The sequence below is a fragment of the Domibacillus epiphyticus genome (genome assembly GCF_001975785.1).
GTDB classification, from domain to species: Bacteria; Bacillota; Bacilli; order Bacillales; family Domibacillaceae; genus Domibacillus; species Domibacillus epiphyticus.
The window spans coordinates 135,601-155,641 of sequence record NZ_MSFI01000019.1 but is presented as its reverse complement, the minus strand read 5'-3'; the positions used below and the strand labels follow the sequence as shown (position 1 = coordinate 155,641).

The window sequence follows — 20,041 nt, the reverse complement described above, 5'->3', positions numbered from 1 at the left end:
CATTTTAGCCAAAAAAAATTCCTTTCCTGTCGATAAGTGAATCAAAAAATCTAGCAACTCCCATCCCCTTGTTTCATCACCTTCCTCATTTATTATCAAGTGAAAGAACTAGTAGAGGATTATGATAAATCAGTATGTACCGATAGAACGATAGGGACAATTATATCCGCCTTTGTTCTTTAAAAGAAACAATAAATGGAGTATAACATAACCACTGTTCCTTTATAATAGGAAAATATCCCTATTTATTCTTAATAAAGAACAATATCCCGCTATTTTATGTGTATTTTTTTCCCTTAAATTTATTTTGGACTTTATATTGTATTATCTTGATGACGCAAAAAGATATAGCTGCAAAAACTCAGGGAAAGGAACAAATCAAAGAAAGAACCCCCCCGCCAAATTTCATTTTGTAGACATTGGGGTTCTTTCTTTTTCTTACTAACACATGGGAATATCTCATTAAAAGAGAGGGTTTTTAGGTGACTACTACAGATAACAAAAATGTTATCACGAGATATTGATGCTGGATTTATTTTCTTTTGGAACCATTTTAGGCATATCCATATTTCTCTTAAAGACAATCTTTTTCATTCTTTTAATAAGTGGTTTTTCAATAAACGAATGGGTAAAACAGCCAATAATCAACATTAAAATCATAAGAATCGTCATTGTCAACCACCCTCCTAATTCATCGTAAATCGTTAATCTACTATATAACTCGGTGGAAATATCTAAAACTACGTTATGAGATAAATAAATAGAAAAAGCCGCATTTCCTAAATAGTTGAAAACCTTTGGTATTTTTATATCTTTTTGAAGATCGATGGACGCCAACCCTAAAATAAGCAAAGCGGATGATAAACCAGTGCTAAAATCGAAGTCGATATGGATAAATTCATAAAAATAATTTAACCAAGTGAAAGGAAAACCTAAAAAGCCAATGACAGAAAGAGTGATCGACCATTTGAAATTTATCCGGTGACAAGTAATAAAATGGGCGCAAACAATCCCCGTTAAGAAAATAATATTATAAAAGTTAAATAAAAAACGGATGATATAATGATCTATATCAATTAATCCCGTGTAAAATACAATTGAAAGAACACCCCAAATAGACAGGATCCATTTTGAGATATTTATTTTGAAGAAAAATAAAAGTGAAAAGATAAAATAAAAAAAGACAGTGTGTACTAATGACCATGCGACAATAAGAAAAGGGTCCGTTTCACTTGAGTTGGGCAAAAGCAGGATTGAAGAGATGTAAGCTTCAATATTTGTGTCAACTCCTGACCAAAATTGATTTGGGAACAGAAGATATACAGTTAAAAACGCGATCGTCAGAATCCAATAAAGCGGATAAATTCGAATAAAACGATTAAGCAAAAAATACGTTAATTGATTCGCTTTCCCAATGCTTTCCCGGTATATGTAATACATCATAAAACCTGTTAAAGCAAAAAAATAATTGACACCGCCTGATATTGGCAGAAATGAAAGACCTAAAAAATTGTATTTAAAGTAACTGTACATACTCTCTGTTGTATGAAATAGCATCACGATTAAAGGAACGAATGCACGAGAAAATTGTATTAGAACCAGTTTTTTTCTTACTGACACTCTTATCTCCCCTTAGTAAACATTTTGGTTCTTAAAGGATATCACCTTTCTTGTTCTTAATAAAGAACATTGTGATAGTTTTAAAAAAATCCCTTATACCGCCAACAAAATAAATAGCACCACGGCAATATGTTGCGTGGTGCTAAAACAACATCTGTTTTTATGTTTCAAAGTAAAAGTGCTTATGCAGACTGCAGCCTGGATTAAATGACGTACTGCAGTTCGGGCACTTTGACTGGCAGTCTAAATATTCTTGAACGGTCAACTCATGTCCGCAGCCGCCGCACAGCACCGCTTTCTCATCAAACCTCTCTTTTGGCCACACTTTGGCACTTCCACAACCGTCTTCCTCATGACAGCTATGACATGGGTAATACGTTTGACAGCAATAAAATTTAATGGCGATGCGGTCGATCTCTTTGTGATAATGCGCACATCTCGTTTCGTCATCCAGCACACTTCCGCGCACATTTTGTCCTTTTATCATCATCTTTGTACTCTCCTTTTGCACGAAAAAGGAACCGGCTTTTCTGCCCGATTCCTTATTTTAACTGTAAATGGTCTTTAAATACATTTGATACACGGGATACTTCCTCATTGCTCACTACATAATAGTAAATGCCGTCCAGTCTCTCGTTGCTTCCGTCAATCGTCACCGTCTCTATATTATTGCGGGCGGAAGCGTAATTTTTTTGGATCGCTCTCATGTCCGTTAGCGATAAGTTTGTTTTTACGTTATTGCCGACTGCTTTCATGACATCGTTAAACTTAAAAATCATGTCCGGACTGGTTCCTTTGTCAAGAATGCCTTCTATGACTTGTCTCTGGCGGGCCTGTCTGCCGAAATCACCATTCGGATCTTCTTTTCGCATTCGCGTGTAGTTCAATGCTTCTGATCCGCTTAGTGTAATACGGCCTTGCGGAAAATCATCTCCTTCGTATGAAAAAGCAAAGGCATTGTCCACTTCTACACCGCCTACTGCATCCACAATTTCCTCAAGCCCCTCCATGTTCATTTCTACATAATAATCAACCGGTACGTCAAGAAAGTCTTCAACGGTTTCGGCCGCCATTGTGACACCGCCAAATGCGTACGCATGATTTATTTTATCCTTCGTGTCTTTGCCCGCAATCGTCACTCTTGTATCACGCGGAATGCTCAACATTTTCGCCGTGTTCTCTTCACCGTTCACGGACATGAACAGCATTGTATCCGAACGTCCAGTATCACCTTCACGTTCATCCACACCGAGCAATAAAACGGTAAACCCTTCTTTATCCTTGAGCGATAATTCATCTGTTCGTTTATCTGACTGAAAACTTTCTCCATCCAGCGCATTCTGCACCGCCTGGTACGCCATAAATGCAATCCCTGCACCAATCAGGAGGATAATGAAGAAACAGCCAACAAAAAATTTTCTTTTGCCACGCTTTTTTTTATGATGTTCCCGTCTTCCCATAATGAAAAGCTCCTTAAGCTATTTTATATAAAGAATACCATACATTGACATACAAAACGACTTTCATGAAAACCTTCCTGCACTCCCATTAAGAACTTTTAGTTATATTCGGCTATTTTGTCATCTTTGGTATGATTTCCACGAATTGTTTGATACTATTTAAATGATAGAATGGAATAAGGGTGATGAAAATGGCAATTGGTGAACGTATTCGAGAACTGCGAGTGGGGAAGGGATTATCCGTAACTGAGCTGGCCTCACGTGCCGGAGTGGCAAAATCATATATTTCTTCCGTCGAACGCGGAATACAGTTAAATCCATCCATTCAATTTTTACATAAAATAGCTTCCGTACTTGATGTTTCTGTAGAATCATTGATTACTCAAGAACCTTCTCCCAGCGAAACGATCGATTCAGAATGGCTCGAACTGGCGAAGGAAGCGATGAATTCAGGAATTAGCAAAGAACAGTTTAAAGAGTTTCTCGAGTTTCAAAAATGGCAAAAAACGAAAAAATAAAGCAGCGGTATTTTACATCCGCTGCTTGTTCATTCTGTCTTGTGGACCCGGTTGCTGTTCTTTTTTATAAATTCACGAACTTCTTGAAGAGAAAGCTGTAAATCCTTCGCTTCATTCAGTAAGGCAATCCATTCCATATCCGGTGCTTGATCCTCTTCCAAGAAAAATCCTCCCTATCGAGCAGTACAGCCATCTTAGCGAATTGCCATAGATCTGTTTTTGCATCTTTATCTTTTATTCATCCTGGACAAAAACATTTTGTACCCCAACCCTTTTACCTATCACCTCTTTATATTCTAATACGCTTACATTTTTTATGGAAAATATCCCGCACAACACCAGTCCCACATTCTATATATATGTCTGCTAGAATCATATTATTCTTGTTTTGATTCATTTTTATCATGAAAAAATGAGTGGGTTTTCAAACGAAATATAGTAATTAGATATTTTTATTCGTACTTTTCACTCACGCTGTATGATAGGAATGTCTTAGTGATGCAAGAACCTTAAAACATAATTTTTTGAATTAAGTAAAAAAACCCCCTAAATAATAGAAGGTTTTTTCGTTTTATTGAGGCTCTGCATCATAAATTGTATGCATGTAAAACTGGTTATCCTGCCAGGTTAGAAGATAGTATTCTGTAAATTCCTTCTCCTCCCAAGATCCATTTGCTTTCCCAATAACATACGTTACCCGCGCGTTAACACGGTAATAATTACCGCTGTTATGGAAGAATTTTTCTGCCCACAAGCTGACAAATTCTTCTCGTATTCCTTTGTCGTGAATGCTTCTGGCGTCTCTTTTAATCTCGTTATAGCTCTTGCCGCTTGCATCTACTACGTTTCGATAGTCAAAAAGATTTGTATTACCTGTATTAACGACATCGACATAGGTTTGTACATATTCACGTAAAAAAGCTTCAGCGTCCGCTTCTGTCGGAACGGCTTCTTCAACTGTATCTGCTTTTTCATCAATAGAGAAATCAACTTCCGGTTCTTCTTCTTCTGGAATGGTCACTTCGGGTTGAATCAACATCTCGTTTGATTCAGCACCAGCTAAATCAATCGTAATCGTTTCTTTTACATCCCCCACAACGATCTCCGCATCATACGAACCAGGTAAAAATGTGCCGATGGAAGCAGGTTTTTCCTCCTCTTTCAATGTCAGCTTTTTCCCTGACATTGAAACTGTCTGCTCTCCATAGACCGGTTCAACAATCACGTTAACAGCATTCAGCTTCAAGTCATACCCGCCGTACAAGCCTAATGTTTTCTTTACAGGCACCATTTCAGCCACTTTATTTCCGAATCGATCTGTTACTTCCTGATTTGCCCGGAGTGAAGAGAACATCGCATCCTTATCAACCTGTTCATCAAGATAAGCAAAGTACTCATTAATAATGTCGTCTGTCCTCGGTACGTCAGGCATTTTTTCTTTCAAAAATGATTTTAGCTGCGCCTTGTCTTTCGCAAGAACAGTCTTTTCAAATTGCTCAATTTGAGCTTCCGGTGAGTATTTTTGCTGCAGGAAAAAATGAACAGCCAGTAAAACAACCAAAACAGCCACTCCAACCCAAAGACCTTTTCGAACAGGTTTTTCCTGCCCCACTTTTTCACGCGGAGCATGCAGCGGTGCTCCGCATTTTATGCAGAAACGGCTGCCGTTTGGAGACACGTGCCCACATTTATCACAAGTCATCGTCAAAAATTCCCCTCTCTCATTAAGATGTTTCTAGACTCGCTTTTTATTTACCTGTTCCATCGTATTTTTCTAATTATGCAGGTAATTTTCAACGTTTATTATGCCATAAATCAGAAAAGGCATTTGTCGAATGCTGTCGAGATTGTATGTAGAAGACAGATTATTTATTTGAGAATGGCGGAAAGCAATTGAGTCAAGCTTTCAGCAAATTGCAGATCGTCTTCTTTTCTTCTCTTCTTTGGTCCTTTTAAACGGCCTCCCGCTTGACGAATTTTTTTTGCTGTATGACGGCTCAGCAGCAGCTGATCAATGTTGTCATGTGTATACTGCCGGCCATTTTGGTCGATGGCATATCCCTGTTTCGCCAGAACCATCGCTGCCAGTCCATAATCTTGCGTAACGACAACGTCTCCTTTTTGAACCCGGTTCACAAGGACAAAGTCGACTGCATCCATTCCTTTCGATACAATGATCGTTTCCGCGCCGGGACGCGACATTTCATGAGCTGTATCACAAATTAATAAAACGGGCATCCCGAATGTTCTGGCTGTGTCACATGCAATATCGACAACCGGACATCCATCCGCATCAATTAATAATGCTGGCATAGACAATCACCTCTTCTCTCTTAAATTTATATATTATTTTTTTAAATATTCATATATTGAAAGCATTCCTATGATATAGTAAAAGAAAAATAATGGAAAGGGACTTGTCAATGAAAAACAAAAATCGCCTTTTTTCGTCAATATTGCTTTTCCTTTGCATTCCCTTCATGTTCAACGCACCGGCAAATGCCGCTTCTTTTTCTGATACTCATCCGGGAGAAAAAGCATATACCGCAATTGAAGAAATGAAGGAAAAAGAAATGATTGCCGGATTTCCTGACGGAACGTTCAGACAGTATAAACCGGTCACAAGAGCACAGAGCGCTATCTTTGTCGCCCGCATGCTGCACATTTCACCAGATGCTTCCCTAACAACTACTTTTAAAGATATTTCACCGGGTCAAGCAGCTTATCCGTATATTGCTGAACTCACAAACAAAGGCGTTTTTTCCGCCAGTGATCGATTTCATCCAGACCGGTCATTAACCCGTGCAGAGATGGCCATTATTTTAGTAAGAGCGTTCAACCTGCAAGGAACGATTGATGCGCCGTTTTCGGATGTACATGACGGAATGAAAGCCGCACCATACATTCATGCTCTTGCTGCCACTCGCATCACAACAGGTACCGGTAACAACCGATACGATCCTTATGGTACGGTCACACGCGGACAAATGGCCATTTTTATGTCGAATATTGATAAATACCGATATACAAACGCTAATCCGGAAACCCAGCCTGAACCAACACCGGGAGATCCTGCGGAGATATCCTATGAGATCGATCCGAACTTTGCGCCAAACTCGATAGAACAGCAAATTTTCCTCCTTGTCAACCAGGAGCGAATGGAGGCCGGTGTTAACCCGCTCAAGCTTGCAAATGACCTCTCATTCGTCGCCCGTGTAAAATCAAAAGACATGCGGGATCAAAACTACTTTGATCATCAATCGCCTGTTTATGGATCCCCGTTTAACATGATGAACGATTTCGGACTTGACTACATGGCGGCAGGAGAAAATATCGCTGGCGGACAGGATTCCGCTGTTGCGGTCATGAACGCCTGGATGAACAGCACTGGTCACCGCAATAATATTTTAAACCCGGACTTCGCCGAAATTGGGATCGGTTATGTGGATGGCGGCAGCTATGGCTCCTATTTTACGCAAATGTTTATGACACGATAAAAAAGCTTTCACTTACGTGAAGAGCTTTTTTTCATGTTTCTGCTTATTAATCAACTTTAATGTTTCCGCTGTCCGGATCTACTATGACAAACCAGTAACCATATTCGTCATTTTTGTACCCTACTTTTGCACGGTACACGTCTCTCTCACTTTCATAGTAGATAAATTTCACTTCTGTATCGGGGTGTCCGTTATCTTTAATAATAAGCTGTTCAGCTTCTTCGATTGTTAGTCTGTCTGTAAATTTTAAATAGCTTGTCGCTACATATGCTGCTTTTCCTTTATAACGGATTTCCGACCAGCCGCCCGGTCTTGTCCCATTTACATATATAACAGTCCCTTTTTTAAGCGAACCCATTATTTTCGCTTTTGGACTCGGATTCGCCCTTACGTTCAAACTTGGAGAAGCGGTGACAGTTGCCTTTTTTCCATCGGTTATATTCGCGGCACCTTTCTCAACAAGATACCCAGATGCCACATATCCCGCTTTATTGTTGTACTTAATTTTAGACCAGCCGCCTGGTTCCGTATTGTAAACATACACGACTGCCCCGTTTTTAAGTGAACCGACAATTTTTGCTCTCGGACTTGGCTTTTCACGTACGTTTAATTTCGAGGTTTTTTCCTTTAAGCTGACGACCTGTTGTCCCGTATCACTCGCTTCCGCCTGCAAAGCCGGCATAACGCTGAAAAATAACAGGAAACCCGCAATCAATGCTAAAACGTTTTTCATAACCTTCCTCCTAATACCTTCTATTCATTACTTTTACAATATATACGATTCATGTAAATACGTAAATGTATTTCGAATGATACATGGGGGGTTTCTAACAATAAAAAAACACCCTGCCTCAATAAGCAGGGTGAGTAAGATTATTGATCAAAAATTGTTAAAAATGTTTCATTTTCATCGAGTTCTGCGGTAGATCTTAATGTATCCCCATACGTACTTTCCTTGTCTGGATCCGCACCATAATCCATGAGCAATTTTGCCATCTCGGTATTGCCGTAATCATATGCGATCCAGAGCGGCGTATTTCCAGATATATTTTCCACATTCGGATCAGCACCCGCTTCCAGCAGCTGTTCTGCCGTTTCAGTCTGTTCACTGTAAAGCGCATAATGAAGTGCCGAATCCCCTTCGCTATCCAGTTCATCAATTTCTGCACCGCTCTCAATCATCTGGGCGACTGTATCTGTATCACCGGATGAAGCAGCATCCATTAAATCTGTTACGTTCGTTAATTCGTCACCAACCGCATCTTCTTGAAGCATATAGTCATCCGGCATCAGCCCGGCAAAAAGACCGGATGATTCCATTTTCGCCAACACAAACGTGAACCCGGCTGCAATTCCCCCATATATAAGACCCACTGCAAGAAACAGCGCGACAACGCCGCCAATGATTTTCCCTTTGTCTGCTCGATACGTCGGCGTATCAGCCATTTTCATAAAGTGTCCGATATGCTGAATACGCTTTGGCAGGACAGGATGCGTGGACCACTTCTCACTGAGCCAGACAAATGGATTCGACTCCTGCTGAATTTGGTGTAAATATGCGTCTTCGTTCACTTCTCTATACAGCACTTTCCCGATGCCAAGAATCGTCAGCGCATTTTTTGCTGCCTGACCGTTGTTGATGTAGTATGCCGCATGGCGGTCACATGTATATTCCGCTGCACGTGAATATGCCTCACCGAGAAATGGAATCCACATTGATGGAAGTGTCAGCCAGTTTTTCCATACATGACGGCGTTTCACATGGGCCAATTCATGCGCGATAATAAACTCCAGTTCTTTCTCCCCTTGCTGCCTTGCAAGTTCAAACACTTCTGAGTAAAGCACGACGACATTGCGTCCGAAGAAACGCGTCGCAAAAGCATTAAGCGCCCCTTCTGACTGCAAAATGAATACATCCGGTACGCGGCGGAGACCCATATCAGCAGACAGTGCCTGAATTCGTTCGTACACGTCTGGAAACTGACGTTCACTTACCCGCACGCCATTTCCGCGAATCGAGCCGATCGATACCGCGTGGAGAAATAAAGACAGCAGAATAATCGCAATAATAAAAGGAAGAGCAATAATAGAGACAGCAGCTACTATATACAGTCCGATGCTGACGAGACAGCATAGAATAAAATAAATCGTTTCTTTCGAATATACTAAATTTCGATTTTCCAAAATTATTCTCCTTTGTAAACAGATTAGCAGATTACAATATACGACAGTTTTTTACAGTGGTCAAGGTTATTTCGACACAGTTAATGGAAAATAAGGATGTTACATGTTCCGCTATATGGTACAATAGTCTCGCAGCAAAATGGTTATTCGGAGGGATTTTTTGAACAGTTTACAATGGAGAAATATACGAATTGGATTGAAGTACTCTGTTATTTTCATCGTAATGGCAGTCACATTCCTAATGTCAATCTTTATTACGTATCATTATTTAACGAATTCCAGCAATCAAATGGAAGAGACGAAAACAAAAAATGATGTATCGATTTATGCGGGTGACCTCGTCACATCGTATGATGAAAAATACTTGCTTATTCCTGAATATATTTTGCTTTCGGACGAAGGGATGTTGACGAACTATCTCGAGGCAAGTAAAGAATTTGTCGAGACAGCAAAGAAAATGAAACCCCATTTAACGGAAGAACAGCTCCCTATTTTCAACAAAATGATTGAAAATAATGACGAACTCGATCAGTACTTTTTCAGCACAGTTGTGCCAAACGTACAAAACATTAACAAAAACGAGTTTCAAAAGCTTCAGCAATCTGCCGGCGAGTTAAAAAACGAAACGGTTCAGCTTGGCGAGCAGCTAAAGGAATCAGCAATTGGTTCAAGTAAACAGGCGATCGATTCGGTTCAGTCTGATCTTAAAAAGACGATGGTCATATTAGTAGCATCAACCGCCATCGCCATCCTTATTTCGTTTGTATTACTGATTGTCATCAGCCGTCCGATTAGTAAGAACTTGAAAAAAATTGTTTTGAAAAGTGAAGAGATTGCAAGCGGCCACTTAAACACCGAGCTGCTAGATTATGAAGGAAAAGACGAAATTGGCCAGCTTTCGACGTCTATTAACCATATGAGTCAAAGTTTACGGACAATGATTTCTGAAGTATCATCTCTTTCAGCTGAAGTCGATCATCAAAGTGCGATGCTTTTTTCTTCATCTGAAGAAGTGAAAATTGGGAGCGAGCAAGTGTCATCGACAATTGAAGATATGGCACAAGGAGCTTCTTCCCAAGCTGACAATGCCGCGGCCATCTCACAAAACACGAAAGAATTCAGTACGGATATCGTCAAAGCAGGCGGCCACAGCAAAGAGCTCGTTCTCTTTTCCGATCAAGTGCTCGAAGCGTCCATTAGCGGCCATAGTCAAATGACAGAATCAATGGCGCAAATGAACCGAATTCATACGGTAATGGACGCCTCCCTTTCGAAAATAAAAAGCCTGGAAGCAAAAACGCATTCGATTACCGACATCGTGGGTGTCATTAAATCGATCGCGGACCAGACGAATTTGCTGGCGCTCAACGCATCGATTGAATCGGCACGCGCCGGTGATGCCGGAAAAGGATTCGCCGTTGTCGCAGCGGAAGTGAAGAAGCTTTCCGAAGAAGTCGCGCGTTCAGTCGGAAACATTACCGACATCGTGTTTAGCATTAAAACGGAAACAGCAGAAATCTCCGGGGAATTGAACAACGGCTACACCGAAGTCAGCAAAGGCTCGGAAAATATGGAGCTGACCGGTCAAAACTTTGCCTCCATTAAAGAACGCGTTGAAGAAATGGCGGACAAGGTAAATGACATTTCGTCCGTTTTTGATACGATTGAACGTTCAAGCAAGGAAATTAACGAGTCAGTCGAACAAATTGCTGCCATTTCCGAGGAGTCCGCAGCCGGTTCTGAAGAAATTTCCGCAACGGTACTTGAACAAGCCCAATCGGTCGATACCATTTCACAGAGCGCGAAGAAATTGACCGGAATGGTTGAGCAAATGAATGCCATGATACAAAAATTTAAGCTGTAACGTTAGGAGTGTTTCCATTGAACTATCTGTTAAAATGCGGGCTGGCACTCGTCCTTTTCACAGGGCTTGCAGCTTGTTCTGCTCAAGAAGAGAAACCAAAAACAAGCGCGGAAGACGTGCGGCTTACGGCCGAAGATCAAGTGTATGTCGGGTTTGTTCTTGATACATTGAAGGATGAGCGCTGGTATAAGGATAAGGAACTATTTGAAGAAGCGGCAGAAAGCAAGGGTGCTCACGTTAAGACGCTTGCTGCGAATGGAAATGACGATGTTCAGTTAAAGCAGGCGGAACTTCTTATTGAAGAAGGTGTGGATGTTCTTGTTGTTGTGCCGCATGATGCAGCATTTTCTGCTGCGATTGTTGATATGGCGCATAAAGCAGGTGTAAAAGTCATTTCGTATGACCGCTTAATTACAAACTCAGAAGTTGACTACTACATTTCGTTTGATAACGTGAAAGTAGGCGAATTGCAGGCGTCCGAAGTGGTGAAACAGGCGTCAAATGGGAATTTTGCGTATATAGGCGGTGCCGAGTCCGATAACAACGCGGTTCTGTTTCGACAAGGAGCCATGAATGTACTGAAGCCGCTCATTGATAAAGGCTCGGTGAAATTGATTCACGATCAATATACAGACGGCTGGGATCCGATAACCGCCGAACAAAATATGAAAACAGCACTCGCGAAAAACGGAAACAACGTGGATGCTGTCATCGCAGCAAATGATGGGACAGCCGGCGGCGTGATTAACTCGCTTTCATCCGTTGGTCTGGCCGGCAGAATACCAGTCTCTGGACAGGATGCCGAGCTTGAAGGGGTCCGACGCGTTGTAAAAGGTACACAAACGATGACGGTATACAAGCCGATCACGCTCCTTGCTGAACAAGCAGCGGACATGGCCGTCAAAGTGGGTTCTGGGGAAGACGTTGCTGCAGACCAATCTGTCCACAACGGAAAAATAGACGTCCCCTCCTTGTTGCTTGAACCGGTTGCGGTAACGAAAGAAAACGTACGCGACACGGTCATCAAGGACGGGTATTTGACTGAAAAAGACGTATATCAATAAATAGAAACGAAGCCCTTGCAGGTTTACCTGGCTGCAAGGGACTCTTTATATATCATAAAAATAGTCAGGGCCCGGCCGGAAACATTTTTCTATGTGAGACAGGAACATTTTCTAAATTCCAGCGTATAAAAGTAAAGGAAAGGAGTTGGTATTCATCATGTACAGTCAATTAAGAGCAAAGGCCCGTGAATCTTTGAAAGGCAGCTGGCTGATTGCTGTCTTGTTGTTCATTGTCTCAACTGTCCTTTTTTTACTTCCCGACTACTTAATCAACTTCAGCACAAACCCGGCAGAATTTACAACAAGAGATATCATCAGCATGCTTATTTCTCTGCTCCTCATTCCTATAACGATTGGTCTTACGTGGGCATGGATCGATTTATCACGTGGAAAACGAATCGGATTCTGCCATTTATTCGAGCCTTATCAGAAGATTTTCATCAAGTCGATTGTCGCCTCTTTTTTACAATGTTTTTTTGTACTCTTATGGTCTCTTCTATTACTTGTTCCCGGCATTATTAAATCCTTTTCTTACATGATGACCTTTTACATTTTACGCGATCGTCCCGAATTATCCTCGCTTCAGGCGATCACAGAATCGCGCAAATTGATGGACGGACATAAAGGGGAAGCATTCGTCCTTTGTTTGACATTTATCGGATGGTTCCTGCTTTGCATAATCACATTCGGCATTGCCCTTTTATGGGTGGCTCCGTACATTAGCGTCACGTTCGCTCACTTTTACAATACAGTACAAGCAGAATACGAAGCAAAACAGCGATTATGAAGATCCCAAAAAACAGTCCGGCCGCAGCTGGACTGTTTGATACTTGCATAGTCGGAGTTTCTGTACTGAAACTAGCCGTTTTTCGCTTTTTACATATCTCGTTCCTTTTGGATGGCCGGATTTTCGCTGACAATGGCCGGATTATTGGTGAAATTGGCCGGATTATTCGGAATCCGGCCGTTCAACTGATAATCCGGCCCAACTAACATACAATTCGGCCTTCCGCTTCTGAATCCGGCCCAACTAACACAAAATCCGGCCCAATCGCGCGGAATCCGGCCTTGCAATCTGCATGTTCCCACTATGCTGAAAAAAGTACAGTTATCCACACCGAATACAGAGATTGATTCACTGGTTGAGGGAGAAACATTCATTCAAGAATACGGTGAAGCCGGCTCAAAGCATTAGGAATATGATAATTTTATTTATGCGGTGCTCTATCTTGAAGAATAGGGAGATATCATCTACACCATCCGCTATCTACACCTTTGACAGGTGACGACTTCATCAAGTCATGGGGCGAGCTGGATGAGCGTATTATCGATCCGAGAGCAATCAGTTTGCACCGAAAAAAATAATCAAATAAAAAAATACCTCCTTCAACCTTGAAGGAGATATTTTTTTATTTTTATTCCCAATTCTTTTAGTAATAGAATCCAGGAAGATCGTCTAAATATTCACCCATTGTGGAATCAGCAAGAACGCCGACAATGAGCGAAAATAAAATAAGTGATAAAACAATATAAATAAAATAGCCGTAAAGCGGATCAAGTGCGGCTGATTTTTTCGTTAACAGGGCACTTATTAAATAAAGCGGCATTAAAAGCAATGCGACTGTAAGCGATAAACTCATAAACAAACCGCTGTATACGTACGCTTTCAATAAAACAAGCAACAGTGAAACTGCCATCAATACAATGGATGGAATAAGATGAACACCATAAACACCCGTCATTTCTTTAAAGGAATATCCCGGTCCAAAAAAGCGGCTGATTAGAAACAAGACAAGAACCGCGCAGACAGAAAACAGGATGGTAAAAATAATGCCGCTAAACAAGATAGAGAAAAACCCCGGTCCCGAATAAAAATCACTTCCAAAAAAATCGCTCGTAATGCTTCGAGTCATTGCATACATTGTTAAACTGACGAAAAGGGCTAGCACCCCTATCGAAATCAGCCCGTTCACAAACTCCGATTCTCCGCGCCCGAACACAGCGGATGGTCTCTTAAGATACTGCAAAAAATAACCCCAGTATTGTTTTGAACGGTCTTTTACTTTTTCCACATGTACATTTGGTTCTTCACGATGTACCGGTTCACTCACAGGTGCTGTCTTTTCTATAGTTGCTTCCATTGGCGAACCGCAGCTGCCGCAAAACTTCCCGCTTTCCTGTTCATTTCCACATGCTTGACACTTCATGTTGTACCCTCCACTATCATCTTTTTTTCACAGATTTTTTAAAGTCTAAATACTGCGATTTATATTGATTGTACGTATCCCATGAATCAAACATGAGACCGACAATAATTTGTGAACCGTCTTTGTATAACGTCTGTTCAAATGTTTTAATATAGCTGCCATCATCTGCATCAATTCGATACCGAATCACCTGTCCAACGTCGCCGTAATCTTTTTCCTTCTCCGTTAACGTTTCAAACGATTCATTCACTATAAAATCATCCGGTGTATCATCTTCTGATCCAGAATAGACAAAAAAGTGAATATTCTCTCCAGGATCTACCGTCAGCATCCGGAAGCTTTCATCGTTGTATGAATAAGAAGGATACGCATCATATTCCTCTGGAAACTCGGCCGTAAAATCGCCGCCATTAAACAAGATATACCCCTCTGTTTCCGTTGAATAATCAGGTTTGTATTCTGAAATCGTTTCTCCTGTAAAAAAATCCCTCACTTCACCCGTAGAAGGATTGACGACGTAATATCCGAGTGTAAATGAATGACCTTCACCCGTCTCTTCATCCAAAATCGTCAAGCCATATGCATGAATAACATAATTACTGCCTTCATCCAGGTGATCGATTTCAACAAAATATTCGTCTTGATTCTCAATCGCGAGCAATGTGCGGATTCGTTGAACAGCTTCTTCTTCACTAACGGCATGCTGCGTTTTATCATCCGTTCCAGCTTCTTCAAGCCGAAGTGCCGCGTAACCATCCGGTTCGATGACATACTCCCCTTTTGAATTAATATAAGCGGCATTTGTTTCTCCAACGAACACTTGTGCAAGACCTGATTGAAAAAGTCCGGCATCCGCAAACTGTGCCGGAATAGCCATATTCCCCTTTTCATCGACAAATCCCCATAACCCCCCTGTATTCACAGCGCCAAGTCCTTCTGAAAATGCATAAGCGTCATCATAAACAGGCGCTTGAATCCACTTTCCTTTCCTGTCAATAATGCCCCAGAGGCCGTCCTGTTGAACAAATGCCGCATTTTCACCGAATTCACTGGCTTCCGTATATTCAAATGGGATTACTTCATTTCCATCACGGTCAATGTACCCCCATTTTTGTTCGCCATTATCCGTCTCCTTCATAGCAGGCGCTAGACCATTATGAAAGGAAGAAATTTCGTTATATATACCCCGGGAAATAATTTGTCCTTTTTCATCCAATAGATAGGCATGGGCATACTGATTTGGCATAATGACCGCTCTTCCTTCACTATATGGAAGCATATAGGTTGTGTTTCCGACACGAAGTCCTTCTATTTCTTTTGTCTCACCCGATTTGTTTAACAAATGAACGGTCCATCCGTCTTCATTCTCCGCATTATTTGCGAATAAGCCGAATGCTTTATTTTCTGAAAAAGAAGTCGCCGTGTAGTAAATGGGGTTAATCGTTATGCTGCCTTTTTTATTTATGTAGCCATAACGGGGAAATCCCTGATCATTTCCCGCGGTTACCTCAATCAAACCCCTCTCATCCGAAAACGGCTCGGCTAATTCATATTTTAAATCGAACTGTTTTTTCCCCTTTTCGTTTATCATATAGGAACCCTCTTCAGTGGATACACGGGCAAGACCCTCTGAAAAATAATCCGCCTCCTGAAACGGACCCTCTATGGCAACTTCGCCTTTATTGTTTATGTATTGGTACGCTTCACTTTCTTTCACAAGCACCGGGGCCGGCGTATATGTCCGTGTATCCGCTGCTTCCTGATTCTGCGGCATTTGGTCTTCCATTGACGCATCAAGGCCACAGCCTGTCAGGGCGAATACGAGCACCGGCAGCAATAAGAGTCGTTTCATCATAAGTTCTCCTGTCTTTCATTTCGTATGTGCATTTCTACCTGGACACATAGATTCATTCTATAATTAACAGGACCTATCAACCACCACTTCCGTTCGACATATATCGACATTATCCAAGAATGGAACAATCATCTTCTTTTAGTCTTGCCGTAAAAAATACAACAAAAAAAGCTGCCGAGGCAGCTTTTTTCAATTAATACCTATGACTTCAGGAATCAGTTCGTCTTCCGGTCCAGGCTGAGCCATTGCGATTCGATAAAGCAAAAGAGCAAATTCCCCGCGCTTAATAGCCTCGGCGGTTCCAAATGATGTCGGCGTCTTTCCATACGTGACTTCGTTCGCAAGCAGAGCTTCCACCGCTTGTCTATATCGACCCGGCACGTCTGTAAACCGATGTTGGGCCGTTCCGCTTAACTTGTATGCACGCACAAGAATGAGCGCCATTTCTCCGCGCGTTAACGTTTGATTCGCACCGAAAGAAGCGGCCGTCTTTCCGGATATAATGCCCGCTTCTTTCATCGCGTTCACTTCCTTTTGCGCCCGGGCAGGGACATCTGTGAATCCCGACTCGGGGGCGGTTTGCACGTTAAGTTTCAGTGCTTTTGCCAGCATCACCGCCGCGTCGACACGCTTGATCGACAGCTGAACACCAAACTGAGTGGAACTGATTCCACCGGAAAACCCATTATCCACCATATAATCAACCGGTGCTTTATACGGGGCTGGCACATCTGTAAATGACGCAGATGCTTCAGATGTCATGATAAGAAAAGAGGCAATCATCAACGTTAATGTTTTTCGAATGATCTTCAAGTCTTTCACTCCTTCCAATTCGCGGTTTTATCTTCTTCTATTACATCATACATTTTGCCTGCGCCGTTTTCTTTTTTGCAACACGTAGACCAATCCCCCCATTGTTAAGAACAGGAGCGGGAGAAGCGGCTGATTGTAGCGCGGGTACGCAAAAAAGATGTTGTTTAAGACAGAAAAGTAAATAAAGAATGAGCTTAACAGCAATCCTTCTTTCCACAAAGCGTATTTATAGGCGAATACTCCGATGAAAGAAACAAGGCCAGTCCAGAACAGGACAAGATACATGATACGCATCATCTCGCTGGAAATATGAAAGGCTTCAAACCAGTAAAACGGCGCTTCCCATTGAATTCGGAGCTTGATCCATGTGTACGTGTCGATAAACCAATCTCGATTATGGTTCCACATTACGGAAATTCTTTCTTTCGCGGCCTCCATTTGATATTGATTTTGCACATAGCGGGTCGCTTCCGGATGCGCTTCTTCCAATTCAAGAATAATGTCATCAGCCGGCGGTCCATATTTGTGCCCGTGTCCTTGGTAGGTTCCAAGCAGCATTGGATTTCCCGCACCTCCTGAAAGCGGAATAAATTCATCAAACGCCATATAATTACGAATCCACCACGGTCCAAGAACAACAAGCAGCAATATAAACGCCACAATAAATTGCTTAAGCGCCTTGCGCAGCGGATACTTTGTTAAGACAAAATACCCGAGCAAAAGGAAAGGCACGAGGGCAATCGTCGGCCTGAACATGAGCATAAATAAATATAACCCGATTACCCAGTAGAAATCTGCCTGGCGATGCGTATGGGCGAGCTTAATCGAAAAATAAATAAACCAGATAAATGCGGCTGTAAAGGGTGCTTCTGTCAATGTGAGGTTGTCTGTCACAATTTGCGGAATGTAAAGCGCCGTGAGCAACGCGGCTGCACTGCCTGCTGCCTTTGAAAATAGTATTTCACCAAGCTTATAGACACCGGCAATTACAAGACAGCCGAAAAAAATCATCACGATTTTTGCGACAAAAAGACCACCCGCACCTGATCCGAAAATAAAAAAGACAGACGCAAGTAAAAATGGCAGGCCAGGCATGATATGTACAGTCGGTTCATCTTCATGAACGTATATCAAGCGGCCTTCCTCCAGTAAAAAACGCGCACTTTTGAGATACCCTCTATCATCACTGTCAAGCGTGAATTCAGGTCCATAGACATACAAAAAAAGAAGCCGGACGGCCAATCCGATTCCGATAGGCGCCCACAGCCACCAATTTTGCTTTTTCAACATTTCTTTCATGTTATATTCTTCCTCCAGTAGTTATTGTCAATTATAAACGAATATTGACACATTCATAGCATTAAATTTAACATGACTTCTAACTTTGTATTCTTTATAATAAGTAAAACGAAAGAAAAAGGGAGTTTCCTCCATGAAGTCAAACATTCTCATCATTATTCCCGCTTTCAATGAAGAACAGGCCATCATTCATACTGTAAATCAGCTGAAAACGTTTGATGATTACGATTATATTGTCATTAATGACGGTTCTACAGATCAAACCGCTCACATATTACAACAGCATCATATTCCGCATATCTCTCTGCCCGTGAATCTTGGCATTGGAGGTGCCGTTCAGACCGGGTACCGCTATGCACAGCGAAATGGCTACGACTATGCCATTCAATTAGATGCAGATGGACAGCATAATCCGGACGACCTTTATCATCTCGTCTCCGAAATGAAAAGCAGAAATGTCGATATGCTAATCGGTTCGCGCTTTTTTGAAAAAACAAATTATAAAGGGAGTTTATCAAGGAGATTCGGGATCTTATACTTTAATTATTTACTCCGTCTTATTGCCCGCGTGAATATAACGGACCCGACTTCCGGATACCGCATCGTGAACCGCCGCGTCATCGAATGGTTTGCACAAGATTACCCCGTTGATTACCCTGAAGTAGAAGTCATTGCAAAACTAGCGCGCAAAGGCTATACAGTTGAAGAAACAAAAGTAGAGATGAATGCGCGTCAGGGTGGTGAATCGTCTATTACCGCCCTAAAATCAATCTACTACATGTTTAAAGTAACATTCTTTGCGCTTATTCGCTCCTATTTATAAAGAAAGGATTTTCGCCGCATGGATCACATACAATTCATCGTCATCATTGCAGCTTTCTCGTTTTTCATCCATGTTGTCTTTCTGACGTCGAAGAACAAATTAACCGATAAATATGCTTTTATGTGGCTGTCATTTTCAACCATTGGTGTTCTGATGGCAATCGCACTTCCTTTTTTAAATCAATTCGCAAACTGGATCGGTGTTGCCTACCTGCCATCGCTCATTTTTTTACTCGCCTTTCTCGTCGTCTTAACATTGCTCATTTACCATACACAGCTGTTATCCCGGCAGGAACAGCGGATTAAAACACTCATACAGGAAGTGGCTTTTTTACAAAAAGAAGTGCAGGAACAAAGAAAAGAGGAAGACCATTCATGACCCTTTTTCAACTTGGGCTCGTCGTGTTAAACACACTTATATTAGTAAGCGGACAATTTTTATGGAAAGCCGGCATGGAAAAGCATTCAGATGCTTTCACATCCGTTTTCTCCATTGTAAAACTATTTTTTACCCCATACATCTTTACCGGCCTTGCTATGTACGGACTTGCGACGGTGCTCTGGCTATTCATTTTGACAAAAGTGCCATTAAGTGTTGCGTATCCGCTCCAATCATCCGCATACATTATCGCCGTCATCGGCTCCTTTTTCATTTTTGGTGAATCCATTACCATCTGGAAAATCGCCGGCGTCTGCTTCATCATGCTTGGTGTATCCATGATCGGCTTGAGCGAAATGCGGTGAGTAAAATATGCAACAAACGAAAAAATCCGGCGAGCCTATTTAAGGACTCTCCGGTTTTTTTATTTCGACGGCCGGATTATCTGAATTTGAGCCG

Annotated in this window: 20 protein-coding genes; 8 read left to right on the top strand and 12 right to left on the bottom strand. The window is 41.7% G+C overall.

Going from position 1 to position 20,041, the window contains the following annotated elements:
- Positions 1-510: 510 nt before the first annotated feature.
- From BTO28_RS11520 to BTO28_RS11510, 3 genes are all read right to left on the bottom strand, one after another.
- Complete coding sequence (locus BTO28_RS11520) at positions 511-1,620, bottom strand: acyltransferase family protein (RefSeq protein ID WP_076766379.1); 1,110 nt, start codon at positions 1,618-1,620, stop codon at positions 511-513.
- A 160-nt stretch (positions 1,621-1,780) separates the two neighbouring features.
- Positions 1,781-2,110 (bottom strand): CHY zinc finger protein, encoded by a 330-nt coding sequence (locus tag BTO28_RS11515; RefSeq protein WP_408606663.1) that lies wholly within the window; start codon positions 2,108-2,110, stop codon positions 1,781-1,783.
- A 52-nt stretch (positions 2,111-2,162) separates the two neighbouring features.
- Positions 2,163-3,080: an LCP family glycopolymer transferase gene (locus tag BTO28_RS11510; protein ID WP_076766376.1), complete on the bottom strand. Its 918-nt coding sequence runs from the start codon at positions 3,078-3,080 to the stop codon at positions 2,163-2,165.
- Positions 3,081-3,271: 191 nt separating this feature from the next.
- Between BTO28_RS11510 and BTO28_RS11505 the strand changes: the two genes are divergently transcribed.
- Positions 3,272-3,598, top strand: a complete 327-nt coding sequence (locus BTO28_RS11505; protein ID WP_076766375.1) for a helix-turn-helix domain-containing protein — start codon at positions 3,272-3,274, stop codon at positions 3,596-3,598.
- A 29-nt stretch (positions 3,599-3,627) separates the two neighbouring features.
- Here the strand turns inward: BTO28_RS11505 and sinI are convergent, their stop codons facing one another.
- From sinI to BTO28_RS11490, 3 genes are all read right to left on the bottom strand, one after another.
- Positions 3,628-3,759, bottom strand: coding sequence for a DNA-binding anti-repressor SinI (gene sinI, locus BTO28_RS16980; RefSeq protein WP_233129870.1), 132 nt, complete (start codon positions 3,757-3,759; stop codon positions 3,628-3,630).
- A 410-nt stretch (positions 3,760-4,169) separates the two neighbouring features.
- Complete coding sequence (locus BTO28_RS11495) at positions 4,170-5,300, bottom strand: TcaA NTF2-like domain-containing protein (RefSeq protein WP_076766373.1); 1,131 nt, start codon at positions 5,298-5,300, stop codon at positions 4,170-4,172.
- A gap of 167 nt (positions 5,301-5,467) precedes the next feature.
- The gene (locus BTO28_RS11490; RefSeq protein WP_076766371.1) at positions 5,468-5,911 is read right to left on the bottom strand and encodes a YaiI/YqxD family protein; all 444 of its coding nucleotides are present in this window, start codon (positions 5,909-5,911) and stop codon (positions 5,468-5,470) included.
- A 110-nt stretch (positions 5,912-6,021) separates the two neighbouring features.
- On the opposite strand from BTO28_RS11490, the gene BTO28_RS11485 reads away from it, so the two are divergent.
- A complete protein-coding gene (locus BTO28_RS11485; protein ID WP_076766369.1) occupies positions 6,022-7,095 on the top strand; it encodes an S-layer homology domain-containing protein in 1,074 nt (357 codons plus the stop codon).
- Positions 7,096-7,141: 46 nt separating this feature from the next.
- Here the strand turns inward: BTO28_RS11485 and BTO28_RS11480 are convergent, their stop codons facing one another.
- Both BTO28_RS11480 and BTO28_RS11475 read right to left on the bottom strand, forming a co-directional pair.
- Positions 7,142-7,828, bottom strand: a complete 687-nt coding sequence (locus BTO28_RS11480; RefSeq protein ID WP_076766367.1) for an SH3 domain-containing protein — start codon at positions 7,826-7,828, stop codon at positions 7,142-7,144.
- Between the two features lie 140 nt (positions 7,829-7,968).
- Positions 7,969-9,279, bottom strand: coding sequence for a M48 family metallopeptidase (locus tag BTO28_RS11475; RefSeq protein ID WP_076766365.1), 1,311 nt, complete (start codon positions 9,277-9,279; stop codon positions 7,969-7,971).
- Between the two features lie 160 nt (positions 9,280-9,439).
- Here BTO28_RS11475 and BTO28_RS11470 point away from each other — a divergent pair, with 160 nt between their 5' ends.
- The 3 genes from BTO28_RS11470 (at position 9,440) to BTO28_RS11460 (ending at position 12,994) form a co-directional block, all read left to right on the top strand.
- Complete coding sequence (locus tag BTO28_RS11470; RefSeq protein WP_076766363.1) at positions 9,440-11,143, top strand: methyl-accepting chemotaxis protein; 1,704 nt, start codon at positions 9,440-9,442, stop codon at positions 11,141-11,143.
- 17 nt (positions 11,144-11,160) lie between these two features.
- On the top strand, positions 11,161-12,207 hold the full coding sequence (locus tag BTO28_RS11465) for a sugar ABC transporter substrate-binding protein (RefSeq protein ID WP_076766361.1): 1,047 nt from the start codon (positions 11,161-11,163) through the stop codon (positions 12,205-12,207).
- Between the two features lie 157 nt (positions 12,208-12,364).
- Complete coding sequence (locus BTO28_RS11460; RefSeq protein ID WP_076766359.1) at positions 12,365-12,994, top strand: DUF975 family protein; 630 nt, start codon at positions 12,365-12,367, stop codon at positions 12,992-12,994.
- Between the two features lie 643 nt (positions 12,995-13,637).
- Here BTO28_RS11460 and BTO28_RS11450 read toward each other — a convergent pair.
- The 4 genes from BTO28_RS11450 to BTO28_RS11435 form a co-directional block, all read right to left on the bottom strand.
- Entirely contained in the window at positions 13,638-14,414 is a 777-nt protein-coding gene (locus tag BTO28_RS11450) for a DUF6574 domain-containing protein (protein WP_076766355.1), read from the bottom strand.
- A 16-nt stretch (positions 14,415-14,430) separates the two neighbouring features.
- Positions 14,431-16,266: a WG repeat-containing protein gene (locus BTO28_RS11445; RefSeq protein ID WP_076766353.1), complete on the bottom strand. Its 1,836-nt coding sequence runs from the start codon at positions 16,264-16,266 to the stop codon at positions 14,431-14,433.
- A 192-nt stretch (positions 16,267-16,458) separates the two neighbouring features.
- Positions 16,459-17,082, bottom strand: a complete 624-nt coding sequence (locus BTO28_RS11440; RefSeq protein ID WP_076766351.1) for an S-layer homology domain-containing protein — start codon at positions 17,080-17,082, stop codon at positions 16,459-16,461.
- Between the two features lie 45 nt (positions 17,083-17,127).
- Positions 17,128-18,381, bottom strand: coding sequence for an ArnT family glycosyltransferase (locus tag BTO28_RS11435; protein WP_076766348.1), 1,254 nt, complete (start codon positions 18,379-18,381; stop codon positions 17,128-17,130).
- 133 nt (positions 18,382-18,514) lie between these two features.
- On the opposite strand from BTO28_RS11435, the gene BTO28_RS11430 reads away from it, so the two are divergent.
- The 3 genes from BTO28_RS11430 to BTO28_RS11420 are packed head-to-tail and all read left to right on the top strand — an operon-like array spanning position 18,515 to position 19,947.
- A complete protein-coding gene (locus tag BTO28_RS11430) occupies positions 18,515-19,204 on the top strand; it encodes a glycosyltransferase family 2 protein (RefSeq protein WP_076766347.1) in 690 nt (229 codons plus the stop codon).
- An 18-nt stretch (positions 19,205-19,222) separates the two neighbouring features.
- Positions 19,223-19,582 carry a DUF2304 domain-containing protein gene (locus BTO28_RS11425; RefSeq protein WP_076766345.1) on the top strand — a complete coding sequence of 120 codons (360 nt, stop codon included), beginning with the start codon at positions 19,223-19,225 and terminating at the stop codon, positions 19,580-19,582.
- The gene (locus tag BTO28_RS11420; RefSeq protein WP_076766343.1) at positions 19,579-19,947 is read left to right on the top strand and encodes an EamA family transporter; all 369 of its coding nucleotides are present in this window, start codon (positions 19,579-19,581) and stop codon (positions 19,945-19,947) included. The genes BTO28_RS11425 and BTO28_RS11420 overlap by 4 nt, the downstream gene beginning before the upstream one ends.
- The last annotated feature ends 94 nt before the right edge of the window (positions 19,948-20,041 follow it).

Excerpts from the sequence above, each read along its gene's own strand:
- BTO28_RS11515 (WP_408606663.1), bottom strand. The coding sequence starts at position 2,110 with ATGATGATAAAAGGACAAAATGTGCGCGGAAGTGTGCTGGATGACGAA.
- BTO28_RS11510 (WP_076766376.1), bottom strand. The coding sequence starts at position 3,080 with ATGGGAAGACGGGAACATCATAAAAAAAAGCGTGGCAAAAGAAAATTT.
- BTO28_RS11505 (WP_076766375.1), top strand. The coding sequence starts at position 3,272 with ATGGCAATTGGTGAACGTATTCGAGAACTGCGAGTGGGGAAGGGATTA.
- BTO28_RS11495 (WP_076766373.1), bottom strand. The coding sequence starts at position 5,300 with ATGACTTGTGATAAATGTGGGCACGTGTCTCCAAACGGCAGCCGTTTC.
- BTO28_RS11490 (WP_076766371.1), bottom strand. The coding sequence starts at position 5,911 with ATGCCAGCATTATTAATTGATGCGGATGGATGTCCGGTTGTCGATATT.
- BTO28_RS11485 (WP_076766369.1), top strand. The coding sequence starts at position 6,022 with ATGAAAAACAAAAATCGCCTTTTTTCGTCAATATTGCTTTTCCTTTGC.
- BTO28_RS11480 (WP_076766367.1), bottom strand. The coding sequence starts at position 7,828 with ATGAAAAACGTTTTAGCATTGATTGCGGGTTTCCTGTTATTTTTCAGC.
- BTO28_RS11460 (WP_076766359.1), top strand. The coding sequence starts at position 12,365 with ATGTACAGTCAATTAAGAGCAAAGGCCCGTGAATCTTTGAAAGGCAGC.
- BTO28_RS11450 (WP_076766355.1), bottom strand. The coding sequence starts at position 14,414 with ATGAAGTGTCAAGCATGTGGAAATGAACAGGAAAGCGGGAAGTTTTGC.
- BTO28_RS11445 (WP_076766353.1), bottom strand. The coding sequence starts at position 16,266 with ATGAAACGACTCTTATTGCTGCCGGTGCTCGTATTCGCCCTGACAGGC.
- BTO28_RS11435 (WP_076766348.1), bottom strand. The coding sequence starts at position 18,381 with ATGAAAGAAATGTTGAAAAAGCAAAATTGGTGGCTGTGGGCGCCTATC.
- BTO28_RS11430 (WP_076766347.1), top strand. The coding sequence starts at position 18,515 with ATGAAGTCAAACATTCTCATCATTATTCCCGCTTTCAATGAAGAACAG.
- BTO28_RS11425 (WP_076766345.1), top strand. The coding sequence starts at position 19,223 with ATGGATCACATACAATTCATCGTCATCATTGCAGCTTTCTCGTTTTTC.
- BTO28_RS11420 (WP_076766343.1), top strand. The coding sequence starts at position 19,579 with ATGACCCTTTTTCAACTTGGGCTCGTCGTGTTAAACACACTTATATTA.